The following is a 14,490-nucleotide window of genomic DNA, read 5'->3' as shown; positions in this document are numbered from 1 at the left end:
CTAGGTCCGTTCGACCTCGCGCGCGAGGGTATCGAAATCGGCGTGTCCCGTGACCGAGAGGACGCGCTCGGCCCACATCGCGTCGATCGCCTCGGCGATTGAATGCGGAAGCGCATCCGTGGTGCTGCCCTTGTCCTGCACCTTTGCCGAATCGCTCGCGGCGGGAACGCCCGCCTTCTCCTCCAGCACGCGGCAGATCATCCCGTCGTCGAAGCGGTCGCGGTGCGCGGCCATGAACGCGCGGCTCGTCCGCTCCAGCACCAGCGCCTCTTCCTCACCCGACAGCACGATCTCGCAGAACGCCGCCAGCCGCCGGACCGCCGCCGCCCTGTCCTGCACGACGGAGCGATAGGTCATCACCAGCGTATCGGGCTCGCCGAGCCGCGCGTGCCAGCTCAGGAGGTGGGTGAAATAGTCGCACCCCTGCGGCCCGCCGCCCAGCCAGAGCGGCATGAAGTCCTCCATCGCCACCGCGTCCCGCTCGAGGTGCCAGCCGTTGAGGAAGCGGTAGAAGGAGACGAAGGTCTCCTTCGGATCGCGCAGAGTGACGACATAGCGCTGGCCTGCGGGCAGGCGCTCGTATTCGCGGTGCGACTTGAACCCGCGCGGGAGCGCGCGCTGGGGCGCCGTCATGTCGAAATCGAGCAGCAGCGCGACATCGTCCCACGGCACGACGCGGCTGATGTCGTCGAAATCCATGTCCCCGCCTTGCGCCGCCATGCGCAGCTGGTGGAACATCTGCTGCATCAGTGTCGTGCCGCTCTTCGCCCAGCTGGTGATGAAGACGTCTCGCGGGCCGTCCTTGGCAGGCGCATAGGGGCGGTGACGGGGCCGCTCGCCCTGCATCGCGGCCTGCATGATCGCAGGGAATTCCTCGATGCTGCGCGCCCGGCCCGGCAATGCCGCGGTGGTCTCTTCCATGTCCTTCCCCTCGATTGCCGCGCCCTGTTCCGACCTATGCGCCCGGCACGGTCGCGCGACAAGCGGGTGATCGACGCGCGCCTAGTATTCGTCGGCCTCGGAGCCGATGTCGATGTCGGCTTCGTCGTCGGGGCCGGTCCGGTTGATGAGCGGCGGGCCTTCCTGCACGGGATCGTTGATCGCATCGGGCGACTGGCCCGGTTCGTGGTCCTCGACCGGCTCCGCGCCGACGATCTCGCCCTCGGCGTTTTCGTCGAGCGGTTCGGTATCCGCGGGCTCGGCGCCGCATCCGGCCAGCGCGAGCAGCGCGGCGAGCGCCAGCGACACGGTTTGCGGGCGGATGGGGTGGGTGGCGGCGTGGTGCATCGTCATCTCCTTCGATGACCTTACGCGCCCCGCCCCAGCCCGTTCCGATCGCGCCCTTGCCGGTTATGCAGCCCGCGCGCCTATTCGGCGCTGTCTTCCGGCTCTATCGCCCCGCCATCTTCGCCGACCTCTTCGGGCGGGACATTGGTCATTTCGGTCTTGGGCAGCTCGACCGGGACTTCGCCTTCCTTGGGCGTGCGGACCTGCAATTCCCCGCCCGAAAGATCCTCGGCATCGACCTCGTAAGCGGGCTCCTCCTCCGGCCCCCCGCAGGCCGCGAGAACAAGGGCGGGGGCGAAAGCGACGCTGACAAGCGCGCGGCGATTGGGTGTGGTCATGCGGGTTCTCCTTTCTCGTCACACCGAAGATAACGCAGGGCTGCCGGCGAGGGCAAAAGGAAAACCGCCGGGTCGCCGCGGGTCGGCGTCAGATAAATGGGGCGGCGCATCGCCTCGTGCGCCGCCCTCAGGTTCCGCTGCCGTGGGATCGGTCGGCAAGCGGCACCCCCGCTTCTCGTGGCGACGGGGGATCGGATTAGGCGTCGGCGATCAGGCGCGGGCGCGCTTGATCGCCCTTCGCGCCAGCAGCGCCGTGCCGACCAGCGCCATCGCGGCATGGCGGCGGCGGCGGTGCCTGCGGATGCGGCGGGCGAGGCCGCGCGGACCCGGCAAGAGCCCGGGCATCATCCTAGGCATGGGCCATCTTCCCCTCGGCCCGCTCGACCATCAGCGCGATCTCGTCGAGCAGCGCGAGCCGGCGGCGCTTCAGCTCCTCGGCGTAATCGTCGCTGGCCGGTTCGATCTCGCTCTCGATCCGGTGGATCGCCCGGTTCACCGCGTGATAGCGCGCAGCGAGGCTGTTGAAATGCGCATCGGCCAGTTTCAGCCGGTGGAGCGTTTCCACATCGTGCGGAAATTCGTCGACGAGTTCGTGCGGCGTGTGGGCGGACATCAGCTTCTCCCCATTGGTGGTGAGAAGCAGGCTATGCGGGGGGCGCACCCGCGTCCTTGACCTGAGTCAAAGGGACGCCGCCCGGTGACTGTCCGCCCTGCGACTCTTCGCGGGATTTGCGTTCACTCAATCTTGAGCCTTCCGCCGCGAGACTCTAGCAATGCCGGTCATGGGATCTTCGGGCAGGACTTCGCGGCGCGTGCGCTGGTTCGGGGCTTTGACCCTGGCGCTTGGCGGCGCGGCCTTCGCGGCGGTGTTCCTCGCGCCGGGTCCGGGCGGCACGGGTGCGGCCGGGGCGCAGGTCGCCGCCAGCCTGCCCGAGGCGGCGCGCGGCGGGGCCGAGCGCGCGGTCTTCCCCATCTGCTCCGGCTCGAACCGCGTCACCTGCGTCGTCGACGGCGACACGATCTGGTATCGCGGCACCAAGATCCGCATCGCCGACATCGACACGCCCGAGACCTTCCGCCCCTCGTGCGAGCGTGAGCGCATGATCGGCGAGCGCGCGACGCGGCGGCTGCAGGAACTCCTCAACGAAGGCGCCTTCACCCTCGCCCTGCCGCCGAGCGGGCGCGAGACCGACCGCTACGGCCGTGCCCTGCGCGTGGTCCTGCGCGGCGGCGAGAGCCTCGGCCAGCGGCTGGTGCGCGAGGGCCTCGCCATGCGCTGGGGCGGCCCCCGGCGGGAGTGGTGCTGAGGCGGCGTCGAGGCCCGATCGTGTTGGGCGTTGGTGCGCGTCGGTCATACGCTTTGCCGGAGGGCGGGGGTTCGCGCGCGGCGTTTTTCGAGGGCAGATGTTGGATCGGCGCGCGGCGGTTCCTACCGGCAGCGGTGTTGGATTTCGCGGCGCGGAGGGGCTGCAACGCCGGCCCGGCGCAGCGGAGCGTTAGCGCGATCTTGAGACATGGCGCGGCATCGTGCGGCGCATGGGAAAGGTCGTGCGTTTCGATACTGGCCGAAGGCGCAAGGCCCGCTCGTCCCGCTGGGCGAAGGTGGACGCTTACGCCGTGCCTGCCAAGCGGCGCGTGGGCTGGTTTCCGGTGCTGCTCGTCCTGCTTCCGGCGGCGGCGTTCACGGCGGTGTTCCTCGCGCCCACGTCCGGCGACGGCATCGCGGTCGAGGCATCCGCAGCACGGGCGGGCCCGGCCCCTTCCCCCTCCGACCGCGAGCGCGCGTTCTTCCCGATCTGTTCGGGACGCAAGCGCGTCACCTGCGTCGTCGACGGGGACACGATCTGGTACCGGGGTGAGAAAATCCGCGTGGCCGACATCGACACGCCCGAGGTGTTCAGCCCCGCCTGCGGACGCGAACGCGCGGCGGGCGAGCGCGCGACGCGGCGGCTGCAGGAACTGCTCAACGCAGGCGCGTTCTCGCTCGAGGCCGCCCCCGGAGCCGCAAGCCGCGACCGCTATGGCCGGGCCCTGCGCATCGTGACCCGCGGCGGCGAGAGCCTCGGGCAGCTTCTGGTGCGCGAAGGGCTGGCCGAACGCTGGGGCGGGGCGCGGGTGGCTTGGTGTTGAGGGGGGGATCCAGACGCCCCCTCGCCGTTTCGCCCCATTTCGTCATCCCCGCGAAAGCGGGGATCCCGCTTCTTTCTGACCGGCGGAAAGGAAGGAAGCGGGGCCCCGGGTCCCCGACCTGCGCTCCGGGCAGGCAAGCCCGGGGAGACGCGAAGGGCAAGGCGGCCCGCTCCCCCGCTTCCGCGTCATTCCCACGCCAGCGGGAACCCAGCGGCTCGGGAACGCGGCGCCACACTGGGTCCCCGCGTTCGCGGTGATGACACCCATGGCTTTCGGATAACAAGCGGTCGGTCACACAATTGAGAACGTGCTACACTCGCTTCAAGTCAATCGGTATGCCTTTCGCATCAATCTCTTTTGCGAGCAGGAGTTTTGCTTCATCAACATTCTCTTTAAAGGGAATGTAGAGAAGGCCTTGGATGTCGGAGGGCTTCTCCATTGCTTCTTGCCCCTTAAGCAATATCGCAACTCTTTCGCGTCCAAGGACGGATAACATCATGCCGAGCTCCAAGACTACGTTTTGTCTGGCGCGATAGGCCAACTCCTCTGGATGCTCAGACCTGTGGCCTTGGTCATCAGGGGTAGCAAGAACTACAGCAAAATTTGCTTCCTTTTGGACACTTTCGAGTTTTTCAATGATCGTTTGGCCGCCGCTTGTGAGTTGGTCGAGTATGAGAGGGTCGAGCCCCCAGCGGCGTAGCATCGCCTCCAATTGATCGCGGGCATCAGTGTCGTGCCCATAGACTACAAACACCTTCCGCGGATTGTGTGGCGTTGCTTTTGGAATTTTAGGAGCAGCCGAATGTTCAATGCCAAAGAGCCCCTTTATCTCTGACTGCCTCTTGCCTTGGACAACAACTTTCCCTGAATCATAGAGATTGATAACTTCGCCGCCCGAGCAGCGAAATTGTGTTCCTTTGTCATTTCCCATACGGGCTTCTGATGTGATGACTAACCCGTTGTTTTGGAGGGTGTCCCTAACATCTTCTAATTCCCAGCCCTGCATCGTACACCTAAAATGGTTCCTCGCAATCTAATGAAATGATTATATTAAGCACCAAACCCCCGAGGCGGTCCCTTTTTAATTTTGCTCTTCCGCACAAGTTCGTCACTCGCCCATCTTAGTTCATACTGCCAAGTATAGAAGTACTTCCCGGATTTTCGGATATCAGCTTCGTAATTATCCCAGACATACTTACAGACATCAGCAATGCGCGCCTTACCGCCATTCTGGCTCAATGCCTCAAGTATCGGCCCCTCCAATGAATCGCGCTTCACCCCCTACTCCGCAGCCTCAACCCCGAACAGCCCGGCTTCTTCCTCGCCCGCGCCGTCCTCGTTGACCGCCTTCGCCTTCTGGCGCTTGTCGAAGCTCGACCACACGTCGTTCCAGTTGCCGCGCGTCGCGCCCTTGGAATATTCGGTCGCGCGGGTTTCGAAGAAGTTGGCGTGCTCGACCCCGTTCAAGAGCGGCGCGAGCCACGGCAGGGGGTGGTCCTCGACCATGTAGATCGGCGGCAGGCCGAGCTGGTTCAGGCGCCAGTCCGCGATGTAGCGGATATACTTCTTGATCTCCTTCGGGCTCATCCCGTCGACCGGGCCCATCTCGAAGGCGAGGTCGATGAAGGCATCCTCCAGCCGCACGGTCTTCTGGCAGATGTCGATGATGTCCTCCTTCACCGCCTTGGTGAGGCAGCCGCGCTCCTCGCAGAAGGCGTGGAAGAGCTTGATGATGCCCTCGCAGTGGAGCGATTCGTCGCGCACCGACCAGCTGACGATCTGGCCCATGCCCTTCATCTTGTTGTGGCGCGGGAAGTTCATCAGCATGGCGAAGGACGCGAACAGCTGCAGCCCCTCGGTGAAGCCGCCGAACATGGCGAGCGTGCGGGCGATGTCCTCGTCCGTGTCGACGCCGAACTGGTGAAGGTAGTCGTGCTTGTCCTTCATCTCCTCGTATTCGAGGAAGGCGGCGTATTCGCTTTCGGGCATCCCGATCGTGTCGAGCAGGTGCGAATAGGCGGCGATGTGCACCGTCTCCATGTTGGAGAAGGCGGTGAGCATCATCTTGACCTCGGTCGGCTTGAACACGCGGCCGTAATTGTCGTGGTAGCAGTCCTGCACCTCGACGTCGGCCTGGGTGAAGAAGCGGAAGATTTGCGTCAGCAGGTTGCGCTCGTGCTCGGTGATCTTCTGCGCCCAGTCGCGGCAATCCTCGCCCAGAGGCACTTCCTCGGGCATCCAGTGGATCTGCTGCTGGCGTTTCCAGAAGTCGTAGGCCCACGGATATTCGAACGGCTTGTAGGTCTTGCGGGCTTCGAGCAACGACATTGGTGGTCTCCGTGGTTGGAAATTCAGCGCATCAATATGTGGTGGACAGCTAGTCAGTCGTGCGGGCTTCGAGCAACGACATCTTGTGGTCCCTTCGGTTTGAGTGCGTCTTCCTATGTAGGGAAACAAACAAAGGAATCGAAGGCAAGCGCGTATGATTCGGTGGGGATAAGCCGTGCATTTCCTGAGTCGAATCGAGTCGGGGGAAAGGGCTGCGACCCGTCCGATGCACGGCACGCATCACCGCGCATTGCACCTGTTGCAAGCGGGGCGCGCCGGTCAGCCTTCGCGGCGGAAGAGGTCGCGCTCGGCGCGCAGGACGCTGGTGGTGAAATAGCCGATGAGGGCGAAGGCGAGCATGGCGAAGAGCCAGCCGGGGAACCATGCGAACAGCCCCTCGAACAGGCCGCCCGCCCATGCCGCGACGAGCGCGGCGAGGATCGCGAGCGCCTGCCAGTGCGGCTGGGTGAGGTGGCGGGTGGTCGGCTCGGTCCCGTGCGCTTCGACGAATTCGCGGATTGCCTCAGCATCCCCGGGTAGCGGGCGGCCGAGGTGGATGTAGACGATCAAAACGATCGGGCCGAGCGCCCAGATGACAGAGAAAAGGCGCGGGTCGTCTATCGTGACGAAAGCTCCGCCGACCATACCGAGGAGCGCGAACCACGCCGTCGTCTCCCACAGCCGCGCGCGCTCGTCTGCGGTGACGGGGGCGATCTCGAATTCGGGCGGGTCGAAGCGGCCCGGCGCGAACCGTTCCGCCAGCGCGCGCCGGTCGCGCCAGGCGTGCCACGCGAGCCGCACGCCCGCGCCGACAATAGCGCCGAACAGCATCGCGCTCGCAAGTTCGCCATAGGTCCACTCGGCCACGCCGCTTCCCCCTTCGCTTGCGCGAGTTTCACAGCCCATGTCCCTCTTCGCAAGGGACTTTCTCGGAACGGGGCGGCTTCGCGGCGGGTTGGTCGGGTAACAGTCAAATCGACAGGAGAGACCCCATGGCGAAGTCTGAACCCATCACCGGCCCCTTTCCCGACGGCGACAGCCGCAACATCACGCTCACGCCCTCGACCCACCCGATGGAGCCCGAGCGCACCGGCCCGCGCGAACCCGGCTTGCGCGAGGAAGGCGCGCCCGACAGCGTGATGGGCGATCTCGCGCACAGCGAATACAAGCAGGATGCGCGGCCCAACCGCGACGAGGCGGGCGACAGGCCCGCCGCCGAAATGGGCTTTGGCTCTGTCGGCGGCGCGATCGATCCGGTCGCGCTGGGCGAGAGCGAGGACGATCCCGCTACCCGCGTGCGCACCGATGCCGCCCGCCCGCTTTCGGGCGAATAAACGGCGCCCGTTATCGGGCCAATAAACGGCGCCCGCTTTCGGGCGAATAAAGGGCCATTGCCTATCAGATTGAGCGCCGCAGCGGGCCTTGCCCGGCTGCGGCGCTTTTGCGTCCAGCCTCAGGCGCCCGGCGCGATGAGAGTCAGCGCAGCCCACGCCTTGGGGTGGGCGAGGCTCGCGCCCCCGGCATCGTCGGACGTGTCGGCGAGCATCCGGCGGCGCGCCTCGCGCATTGCCTCGGCCCGGCCCAGCCCCTCCTCGCGCCGCAGCGTCACCGCGGTCGAGGTGAGCCGGGGCGTCGCCCGGTCGCTCACCGGGAAATGCGACACCAGCAGCGAGCGCGCGCCCGCATAGAGGAACCCGCGCGCCAGCCCCGACAGGCCCTGCGCGCCGCTCCCGGACCCGGCGGCGGTGTTGCAGGCCGACAGGATCAGCCAGTCCGCCGCGATCTTCAGCGCCGCCGCCTCGCTCGCGGTCAGCAGGCCGTCATTGCCCGGCTCGAGTGCGTCCTGCGACGCGCCCGGCGGCGGGGTCAGCGCGAGCGCGGGCTCGGCAAGACCATCGCCCGCATCGCCCGCGATCAGGCCATGGGTCGCGAACACCACCAGTTCCGCCCCGCCGAGCCTGCCCTCTTCGCTCAGCGCGGTGACATTGGCCTCGGTCGCGGCAAGCTGGGTCAGCACGCTGTCCTCGCCCGCCCCCAGCACGGCGGCGAGCGTGCGGATTTCGAGCGCGGTCCCCGGCAGGCGCTCAAGGCCCGCGAGCGCTTCGAGATCGGCGACCGGCCCGCGGAAATAGCCCTTGCTCGCCCCCGGCGCGCGCACCGCGGCGAGCAGGCCGCGCTCGCGCAGGTCGTCGGGCAGGGTCACCGGCGGATCGGGCTCGCCATCGAAGGCCGGGTCGCCGATGCCGAGGAACGGGGCCGGCGCGCGCCCCCAGCCGCGCGGTGTCTCCATCCGCGCGAGCGCGATCGAGGCGACCGACGGCGCGATGGCAAGCGCGCGCTCCATGCCGAGCCAGCGCGTCGCGCGCAGGGCGGCGGGGTCGGCGTCGCTGTCCTCGCCCCCCGGCGGCGGGGCGGTGACGAGCGCCTCGAACGAGACCGAGACAAGCTCGCCCTGCGGCACGATGGTCCAGCGCCTCGCGGGTTCGAGCACGGCGGCGATGCGCGGGTCGGCGAACAGCGCTTGGTAGAGTCGGTGCGCATCTGCGCGCGAATAGCGCACTTCGGGCGGAAGGAAGCCGGGCTGGTCGGTGTAGCCGCTGCCCGGTTCGGCAAGACCCCGGTGGAGCTTGCGCGTCAGGTCGGCGAGCTCGCCCGGCGCGAGCGCGATTCGCGCGGCGGCGGCCTCGTCGCGGGTCAGCGCGATCACCGCTCCGCCGAAGCCTGCGTCCTGCGACTCGCTATCGCCCGGCACCAGCAGGACCAGCGCCTCGCCTTCGCCGAGCACGGCGCGGATCGCATCGAGTTCGGCCGGGGCGGGCCGGGCGAGGTCGAAGAAGGCGGGAAAGCCCTCGCGCAATTCGCCTTCGATGCGGGCGAAATCGGCGAGCGCGGCCTGTCGCTCCTCGTAAAGCGCGCTGCGGTCCCCGGCGCTCGATTCCGCGCCTGCGTTCTCGAGCGCCAGCAGCCGCGCGTCGATCGCGTCGAGCCTGCCCTGCGCCGCGCGCCAGTCATCGACCGCTTCCCCCGCTCCCGCCGCGCGGGCCAGCGCGCTCGCCGCGCGGGTCGAGAGCGCGATCGAGGCCGCGCTCGTATCGGCGCGCTGGGCGGCGGCGAACATCTCGGCGAGCGCATCCGCGTCCTCCGCCCCGCTCGCGAGCAGGGCCTGCACCGCGAGCCGCGCGGCGCGGCGCTGCCCCCGCGCGGCGGCGAGGAAGGCGCTTTCGCCCGCGCCGGGGGCGAGGCGGGCGAGTTGGCTCGCGCGGATGTCGAGCGCGGTGCGGGCAAAGCCGAGCGCCCTGGCCGGGTCGTCCTGCCCTATGAAATGGCGCGCCAGCCCGAGCGCGGCGTCGCCTTCGGCGATCCGCGCCGGGTCGGAGCGCGCCTTGGCCAGTTCGAGCATTTCGGTGAACAGGCGCTCGGCCTCGGCGCTGCGCCCCTGCATCGAGAGGTTGCGCGCCAGCGCGAGCCCCGCCCACACGCGGTTCGCGCTGAACGCGCCTTCGAGCAGGTCGCCCGCGGCATAGGAGTAGGCCTCGCGCCGGAAGGCTTCGGCCTCGGCCCAGCGGTCCTGCCCTTCGATCGAGAGCGCCAGCAGGCGGGCGATTTCGGGCGCGCCGAGCCGCTGCGCCCCGTCCGCGAGCCGCGCCGCTTCGCGCAGGACGTCCACGGCCTCGGCAAAGTCGCCCGCCGCCTCCAGCGCCTCCCCGCGCGCGATGCCATATTGCGCCAGCACCGCGTCCTCGATGGCTTGCGCCGCGCGCGCCTCTTCCCACACCATGGCGCTCGTTTCGAGCGCTTCGCTGGTGCGCCCGGCCTCGATCAGCGCGGTGATCCAGTCCCGCACTTCGGAGCCGTAGTCCGCCTCCCACGCCTGCGCCTCGCGGGCGATTTCCCAGTTGCGCCGGAACAGCGGCAGGGCGAGGTCGCGTCGCCCGCGCAGGACCAGCACGGTGGCGAGGTTGCGCGCGCTCATCGTGGTGGCGATGGCATCGGGCGGATAGTTTTCGAGCGCGATTTCATAGGCCGTGCGCCACGCCGCCTCGGCCTCGCCCAGCCTCCCCGCGCCGAGGCAATCCGCGCCCAGCGCGGTCGCGATATTGGCGACGATGAAAGGCCGCTCGCGCCGGTCTTCCTCGTCCAGCAGGCCAAGCGCGGCGCGGCGCAGGCGGATCGCGAAATCGCCCGAAAAGTCTCCGCGCACGGTGACGATCGAGGCGATCTGGTCGGCGATTTCGTGGTCGGCGTCCGGCTCCACGGCATAGCTGAGCGGGACGAGGTAGGGCTTGGCCGCCGCGACATCGCCGGCGAGCACCAGCGCGACCGCGCGCCATTCGAGCGCGGCGGCCTCCTCGCCGCCGGGGCTTTGCGCTGGGATGCCTCCGATAAGCTCGATCGCCTTGCGCGAGGCGACGTCGAGGCAGGCGAGATCGCCCGTCAGCGAGCAGTATTTCGCCTGCGCATTGGCGACGGGAAGGAAGGCGCGCTCCCCGCCCACCGCGAGCGGGGCGAGGGTTTCGTAGGCGTAACGCGCAAAGGCGGCGGCGCGGGCCAGCTCGCCTTCGCGTTCGAGCGTGAAGAGCCGGGTCGTTATGCCGCCGAGCGCGCGCTCGCGTTCGAAGGGGTCGGGTTCGTTCGCGATGGCGAGCAGCGCCTCGCGCGCGGCCATGTCGATGCCGAGGAGAAGCGCGCGCTCGGCCTGTTCCGCGTGGCTGCGCTCCCGCTCGTCCGCGGCCGCAGCCCCCGCCCCGGCCGGAACCGCGCAGGCAAGCGCGAGCGCGAGCGCCGCTGCAAGTCCGTGAAATGCCCCCCGCAGGATCGGTTCAGTCCTTTCCTCGGCGCGAACCGAAGAAGCTCCCCCCGCCGAGCACGGTGATGCCGAGGAAGAAGCCGAAATCGTACCATCCGCCTGTGTTGGGCACGGCGTAGACGGCGATGTCGTCCGAAAAGAGCGAGCCGATCCATGCCCAGGGGAAGATGAAGCCGTGCCACAGCCCCCACCAGAAGCCGGGCGTACCCGCCGCCTTGCTCACGCCCGCATCGACCTGGTTCGCGCAAGCCGAGACGAGCAGCGCGAGCGCGACCGCGGCAAGCAGGCGGGGCGTACGCGGCGTGCTCTCCCGCGTCATGGTCACAGGTAGGCGAGCATGATGAACAGGCAGGCCGGCAGGAACATCCCCGCCATGCCGACATGGATCATCGCCGCATTGCGCAGGTGGCCCTCGCGGTTCTTGCGCAGCTCGAGCCACGCGCGCACGAGGAAAACGATCGAGACGACAGCACCGAAAACACCCGCCCAGAACGGCAGACCCATGGCATTCTTCCCCTTTCCAGCGCCGCGAAGTCGTTGCGGCAAAGGGTTTATGTCACAGCGAAAAGGGCTTGGCGAGTGCGCGCGGTGCGTGCGGTCTTGCAGGGCGCGCGCGGTTCACAGGCAGGAGCGGCGCGCATAGCCGCGGTGGCGGGGATCGGCGAAAGCGCGGCTCGCCTCCTCCCAGCGTTCCTCGGCGAGCAGGGCGAAGATGCGATCGGGCAGGGGGGTCTGGAATTCGAGCCCGACGCGGCTGCCCTGCCGCCACGCGACCTCGGCCATGTGCGGGCCCGTCCCGGCGATGAAGAGGCGGACATATTCGCCGAGCGCCATCGCGCCGCGCGAATCCTCCACCCGGCAGCCGCCGCTGGAAAGGTCCTCCAGCCGGATGTCCCACTGCATCCCGCGCGCCGAGCGGCAGGAGCCGGTGGCGCTGGTGGGGACTCGCTGGGAACGGCGGGCGTGCATGACGCAGGATGGTATCAGGGAAAGGTAAACAAAGACCCGATGGGCCATTAGGCCATGCATGGCGCGATCATTCCCTTCCGGCCTCTCCCGGCCCGCCTCGCGCCTTTTGGATCCGGTAACGGATGGAGAGCCCGACGATCCACGCCGGGGCGCTCCACAGCAGGACAAACAGCAGTTTCTCGGCGAGCCCGCCCTGGAGCAGATCGGTGCACGCATACTGGGCGATCAGGCCCGTGAATGACACTCCCCGGACGCTGGGAATATCGCAAGTGTCCGGCCATTCGACCGAGACGCTCTGCAGGAAATAGGCGATCGCATAGGAAACGAGGACCACTGCGAGCCACGGATTGATCGGCTCGCTGTAGTCCCCGCCATACCGTGCCATGCACGGCGCCTTATTGGCAGCTCAGGCATTCCTCGTAGTCGGTCTGCTCCGCGCCGCCGGCGGCGTTGAGTTCGAACTTGGTCGCCTCGGGCGTATTGTCGGCCTCGACCCCGCCGGCGAAGCCTGCGCGCTGCACCGATTTCGAGCGGAGGTAGTAGAGCGACTTGATGCCCTTCTCCCACGCCTGGAAGTGCAGCATCATGAGATCCCACTTGTCGACATCGGCCGGGATGAACAGGTTCAGCGACTGCGCCTGGTCGATATAGGGCGCGCGGTCGGCGGCGAATTCGAGCAGCCAGCGCTGGTCGATCTCGAAGCTCGTCTTGAACGCGGCCTTTTCCTCCGCGGTGAGGAAATCGAGATGCTGGACCGACCCGCCGCGTTCGAGGATCGAGTTCCAGACATTGGTCGAATTCTTCGCCTTCTTGTCGAGCAGCTTTTCGAGGTACGGGTTCTTCACGATGAAGGAGCCCGACAGCGTCTTGTGGGTGTAGATGTTCGCCGGGATCGGCTCGATGCAGGCGCTCGTCCCGCCGCAGATGATCGAGATCGACGCGGTCGGCGCGATCGCCATCTTGCAGGAAAACCGCTCCATCGCGCCCATTTCGGCGGCGTCGGGGCAGGGCCCGCGTTCCTGCGCGAGCAGCATCGAGGCTTCGGACGCCTTGGCCTGAATGTGCTGGAACATCTTGAGGTTGTGCGCCTTGGCCATGGCGCTTTCGAAGCCGAGCCCCTTCGACTGGAGGAAGGAGTGGAAGCCCATCACGCCGAGCCCGACCGAGCGCTCGCGGCTCGCCGAATAGCGCGCGCGCTCCATCTCGTCGGGCGCGCGGTCGATATAGTCCTGCAGGACGTTGTCGAGGAAGCGCATGACGTCCTCGATGAACATCTTGTCCGAGTTCCACTCGTCCCACTTTTCAAGGTTCAGTGAGGACAGGCAGCACACCGCCGTGCGGTCCTTGCCGAGGTGGTCGATGCCGGTCGGCAGGGTGATTTCCGAGCACAGGTTCGAGGTCGAAACCTTGAGGCCCAATTCGCGATGATGCTTGGGCATCATGCGGTTCACGGTGTCGGAAAAGACGATGTAGGGCTCGCCCGTCGCAAGGCGCGTTTCGACCAGTTTCTGGAACAGCGAGCGCGCATCGACTTCGCCCCTCACGCTGCCGTCCTTGGGGCTCTTGAGTTCGAAGCGATCGCCCGCGCGCACCGCCTCCATGAACTCGTCGGTGACGAGCACGCCGTGGTGGAGGTTCAGCGCCTTGCGGTTGAAGTCGCCCGAAGGTTTACGGATCTCGAGAAATTCCTCGATTTCCGGGTGCGAGATGTCGAGATAGCACGCCGCCGACCCGCGCCGCAGCGAGCCCTGGCTGATCGCGAGCGTGAGGCTGTCCATCACTCGCACGAAGGGGATGATGCCGCTGGTCTTGCCGTTCAAACCGACCGGCTCGCCGATGCCGCGGACATTGCCCCAATAGGTGCCGATGCCGCCGCCCTTGGAGGCGAGCCAGACGTTTTCGTTCCACGTGCCGACGATCCCGTCGAGGCTGTCCTCGACCGAATTGAGGTAGCACGAAATCGGAAGGCCCCGGTTCGTGCCGCCGTTCGACAGCACCGGCGTTGCCGGCATGAACCACAGGTTCGAGATGTAGTCGTAGAGCCGCTGCGCGTGATCCTGATCATCGGCATAGGCATCGGCGACGCGCGCGAACAGGTCCTGGTAGCTTTCGCCGGGCAGGAGATAGCGGTCGGTCAGGGTTTCCTTGCCGAAAGCGGTGAGGTTGGCATCGCGCGCCGGATCGACCTTGATGTCGAAGCGGCGCGGGTTGACGCTCTTGCTGTCGGGTTTGGCGGCGGTCTTCATCGCCTCGGCCATGGCGCCCGCCATCGCCTCGCCCGCCTTTTCGGCGATCAGCTCTTCGCTGCCGACGTCTTCTTTCTTCATGCTTACCGCCTTCTCGTCTGCCTGCGCGCTGCCTGCGGCGGCGGTGTCCTCGATCGTATCGCTCATGTTCTCGCCCGGCACGCTGTCGCTCGTCTTGAAATCCATAATCACACCCGCTTGTCCCCTGTTCGGAGCATCCCCGCAAGAGGGAAATGTTCCGAGTCTGTTCCCTTCGGCCCCATCGACAGCCTGCCCACAGGATGCCCCCTTGCGGGTCCACAGGTCTGTCCACCGGAACGTCTTGCATCGCCTCTCGGAAAGCTCTTCGCCGCGGCGACTCCTTGCCCCTCTCCGCCCCTGCGGA

Annotated in this window: 17 protein-coding genes; 3 read left to right on the top strand and 14 right to left on the bottom strand. The window is 67.4% G+C overall.

The features are described 5' to 3' along the window. The 5 genes from G9473_RS11545 to G9473_RS11525 form a co-directional block, all read right to left on the bottom strand. Positions 1–921 (bottom strand): sulfotransferase domain-containing protein, encoded by a 921-nt coding sequence (locus tag G9473_RS11545; protein ID WP_291133482.1) that lies wholly within the window; start codon positions 919–921, stop codon positions 1–3. Positions 922–1,002: 81 nt separating this feature from the next. Further along, positions 1,003–1,287, bottom strand: coding sequence for a hypothetical protein (locus G9473_RS11540; protein WP_291133481.1), 285 nt, complete (start codon positions 1,285–1,287; stop codon positions 1,003–1,005). An 80-nt stretch (positions 1,288–1,367) separates the two neighbouring features. Next, positions 1,368–1,625: a hypothetical protein gene (locus tag G9473_RS11535; RefSeq protein ID WP_291133480.1), complete on the bottom strand. Its 258-nt coding sequence runs from the start codon at positions 1,623–1,625 to the stop codon at positions 1,368–1,370. Between the two features lie 210 nt (positions 1,626–1,835). After that, the gene (locus G9473_RS11530) at positions 1,836–1,982 is read right to left on the bottom strand and encodes a hypothetical protein (RefSeq protein ID WP_291133479.1); all 147 of its coding nucleotides are present in this window, start codon (positions 1,980–1,982) and stop codon (positions 1,836–1,838) included. Further along, on the bottom strand, positions 1,975–2,238 hold the full coding sequence (locus G9473_RS11525; RefSeq protein ID WP_291133478.1) for a DUF465 domain-containing protein: 264 nt from the start codon (positions 2,236–2,238) through the stop codon (positions 1,975–1,977). The genes G9473_RS11530 and G9473_RS11525 overlap by 8 nt, the downstream gene beginning before the upstream one ends. 169 nt (positions 2,239–2,407) lie before the next feature. Between G9473_RS11525 and G9473_RS11520 the strand changes: the two genes are divergently transcribed. Together G9473_RS11520 and G9473_RS11515 are read left to right on the top strand one after the other, a co-directional pair. Continuing rightward, positions 2,408–2,932 (top strand): thermonuclease family protein, encoded by a 525-nt coding sequence (locus G9473_RS11520; protein ID WP_291133477.1) that lies wholly within the window; start codon positions 2,408–2,410, stop codon positions 2,930–2,932. A 229-nt stretch (positions 2,933–3,161) separates the two neighbouring features. Beyond that, complete coding sequence (locus G9473_RS11515) at positions 3,162–3,755, top strand: thermonuclease family protein (RefSeq protein ID WP_291133476.1); 594 nt, start codon at positions 3,162–3,164, stop codon at positions 3,753–3,755. 310 nt (positions 3,756–4,065) lie between these two features. Here G9473_RS11515 and G9473_RS11510 read toward each other — a convergent pair whose 3' ends face one another. The 3 genes from G9473_RS11510 to G9473_RS11500 all read right to left on the bottom strand — a co-directional run bounded on the left by G9473_RS11510 (position 4,066) and on the right by G9473_RS11500 (position 6,989). Further along, on the bottom strand, positions 4,066–4,761 hold the full coding sequence (locus tag G9473_RS11510) for a TIR domain-containing protein (RefSeq protein WP_291133475.1): 696 nt from the start codon (positions 4,759–4,761) through the stop codon (positions 4,066–4,068). 275 nt (positions 4,762–5,036) lie between these two features. Continuing rightward, positions 5,037–6,083, bottom strand: coding sequence for a ribonucleotide-diphosphate reductase subunit beta (locus tag G9473_RS11505; protein ID WP_291133474.1), 1,047 nt, complete (start codon positions 6,081–6,083; stop codon positions 5,037–5,039). Between the two features lie 279 nt (positions 6,084–6,362). After that, positions 6,363–6,989: a hypothetical protein gene (locus G9473_RS11500; protein ID WP_291133473.1), complete on the bottom strand. Its 627-nt coding sequence runs from the start codon at positions 6,987–6,989 to the stop codon at positions 6,363–6,365. Between the two features lie 86 nt (positions 6,990–7,075). Between G9473_RS11500 and G9473_RS11495 the strand changes: the two genes are divergently transcribed. Then, entirely contained in the window at positions 7,076–7,417 is a 342-nt protein-coding gene (locus G9473_RS11495; protein ID WP_291133472.1) for a hypothetical protein, read from the top strand. A gap of 119 nt (positions 7,418–7,536) precedes the next feature. On the opposite strand, the gene G9473_RS11490 is transcribed toward G9473_RS11495, so the two are convergent. The 6 genes from G9473_RS11490 to G9473_RS11465 all read right to left on the bottom strand — a co-directional run bounded on the left by G9473_RS11490 (position 7,537) and on the right by G9473_RS11465 (position 14,291). After that, positions 7,537–10,749 (bottom strand): CHAT domain-containing protein, encoded by a 3,213-nt coding sequence (locus G9473_RS11490; RefSeq protein WP_291133471.1) that lies wholly within the window; start codon positions 10,747–10,749, stop codon positions 7,537–7,539. Between the two features lie 154 nt (positions 10,750–10,903). Beyond that, positions 10,904–11,209, bottom strand: coding sequence for a hypothetical protein (locus G9473_RS11485; protein ID WP_291133470.1), 306 nt, complete (start codon positions 11,207–11,209; stop codon positions 10,904–10,906). Positions 11,210–11,211: 2 nt separating this feature from the next. Next, on the bottom strand, positions 11,212–11,394 hold the full coding sequence (locus G9473_RS11480) for a hypothetical protein (RefSeq protein ID WP_291133469.1): 183 nt from the start codon (positions 11,392–11,394) through the stop codon (positions 11,212–11,214). Positions 11,395–11,508: 114 nt separating this feature from the next. Further along, entirely contained in the window at positions 11,509–11,859 is a 351-nt protein-coding gene (locus tag G9473_RS11475) for a PilZ domain-containing protein (RefSeq protein WP_291133468.1), read from the bottom strand. A 67-nt stretch (positions 11,860–11,926) separates the two neighbouring features. After that, positions 11,927–12,244, bottom strand: a complete 318-nt coding sequence (locus G9473_RS11470; RefSeq protein WP_291133467.1) for a hypothetical protein — start codon at positions 12,242–12,244, stop codon at positions 11,927–11,929. Between the two features lie 10 nt (positions 12,245–12,254). Next, positions 12,255–14,291 carry a ribonucleoside-diphosphate reductase subunit alpha gene (locus G9473_RS11465; protein WP_291133466.1) on the bottom strand — a complete coding sequence of 679 codons (2,037 nt, stop codon included), beginning with the start codon at positions 14,289–14,291 and terminating at the stop codon, positions 12,255–12,257. Between the last annotated feature and the right edge of the window lie 199 nt (positions 14,292–14,490).

Origin of the sequence: Erythrobacter sp. (assembly GCF_011765465.1) — a bacterium.
Taxonomy (GTDB): Bacteria; Pseudomonadota; Alphaproteobacteria; order Sphingomonadales; family Sphingomonadaceae; genus Erythrobacter.
The sequence above is the reverse complement of the archived record's forward strand: the minus strand, read 5'-3'. Positions and strand labels throughout refer to the sequence as shown.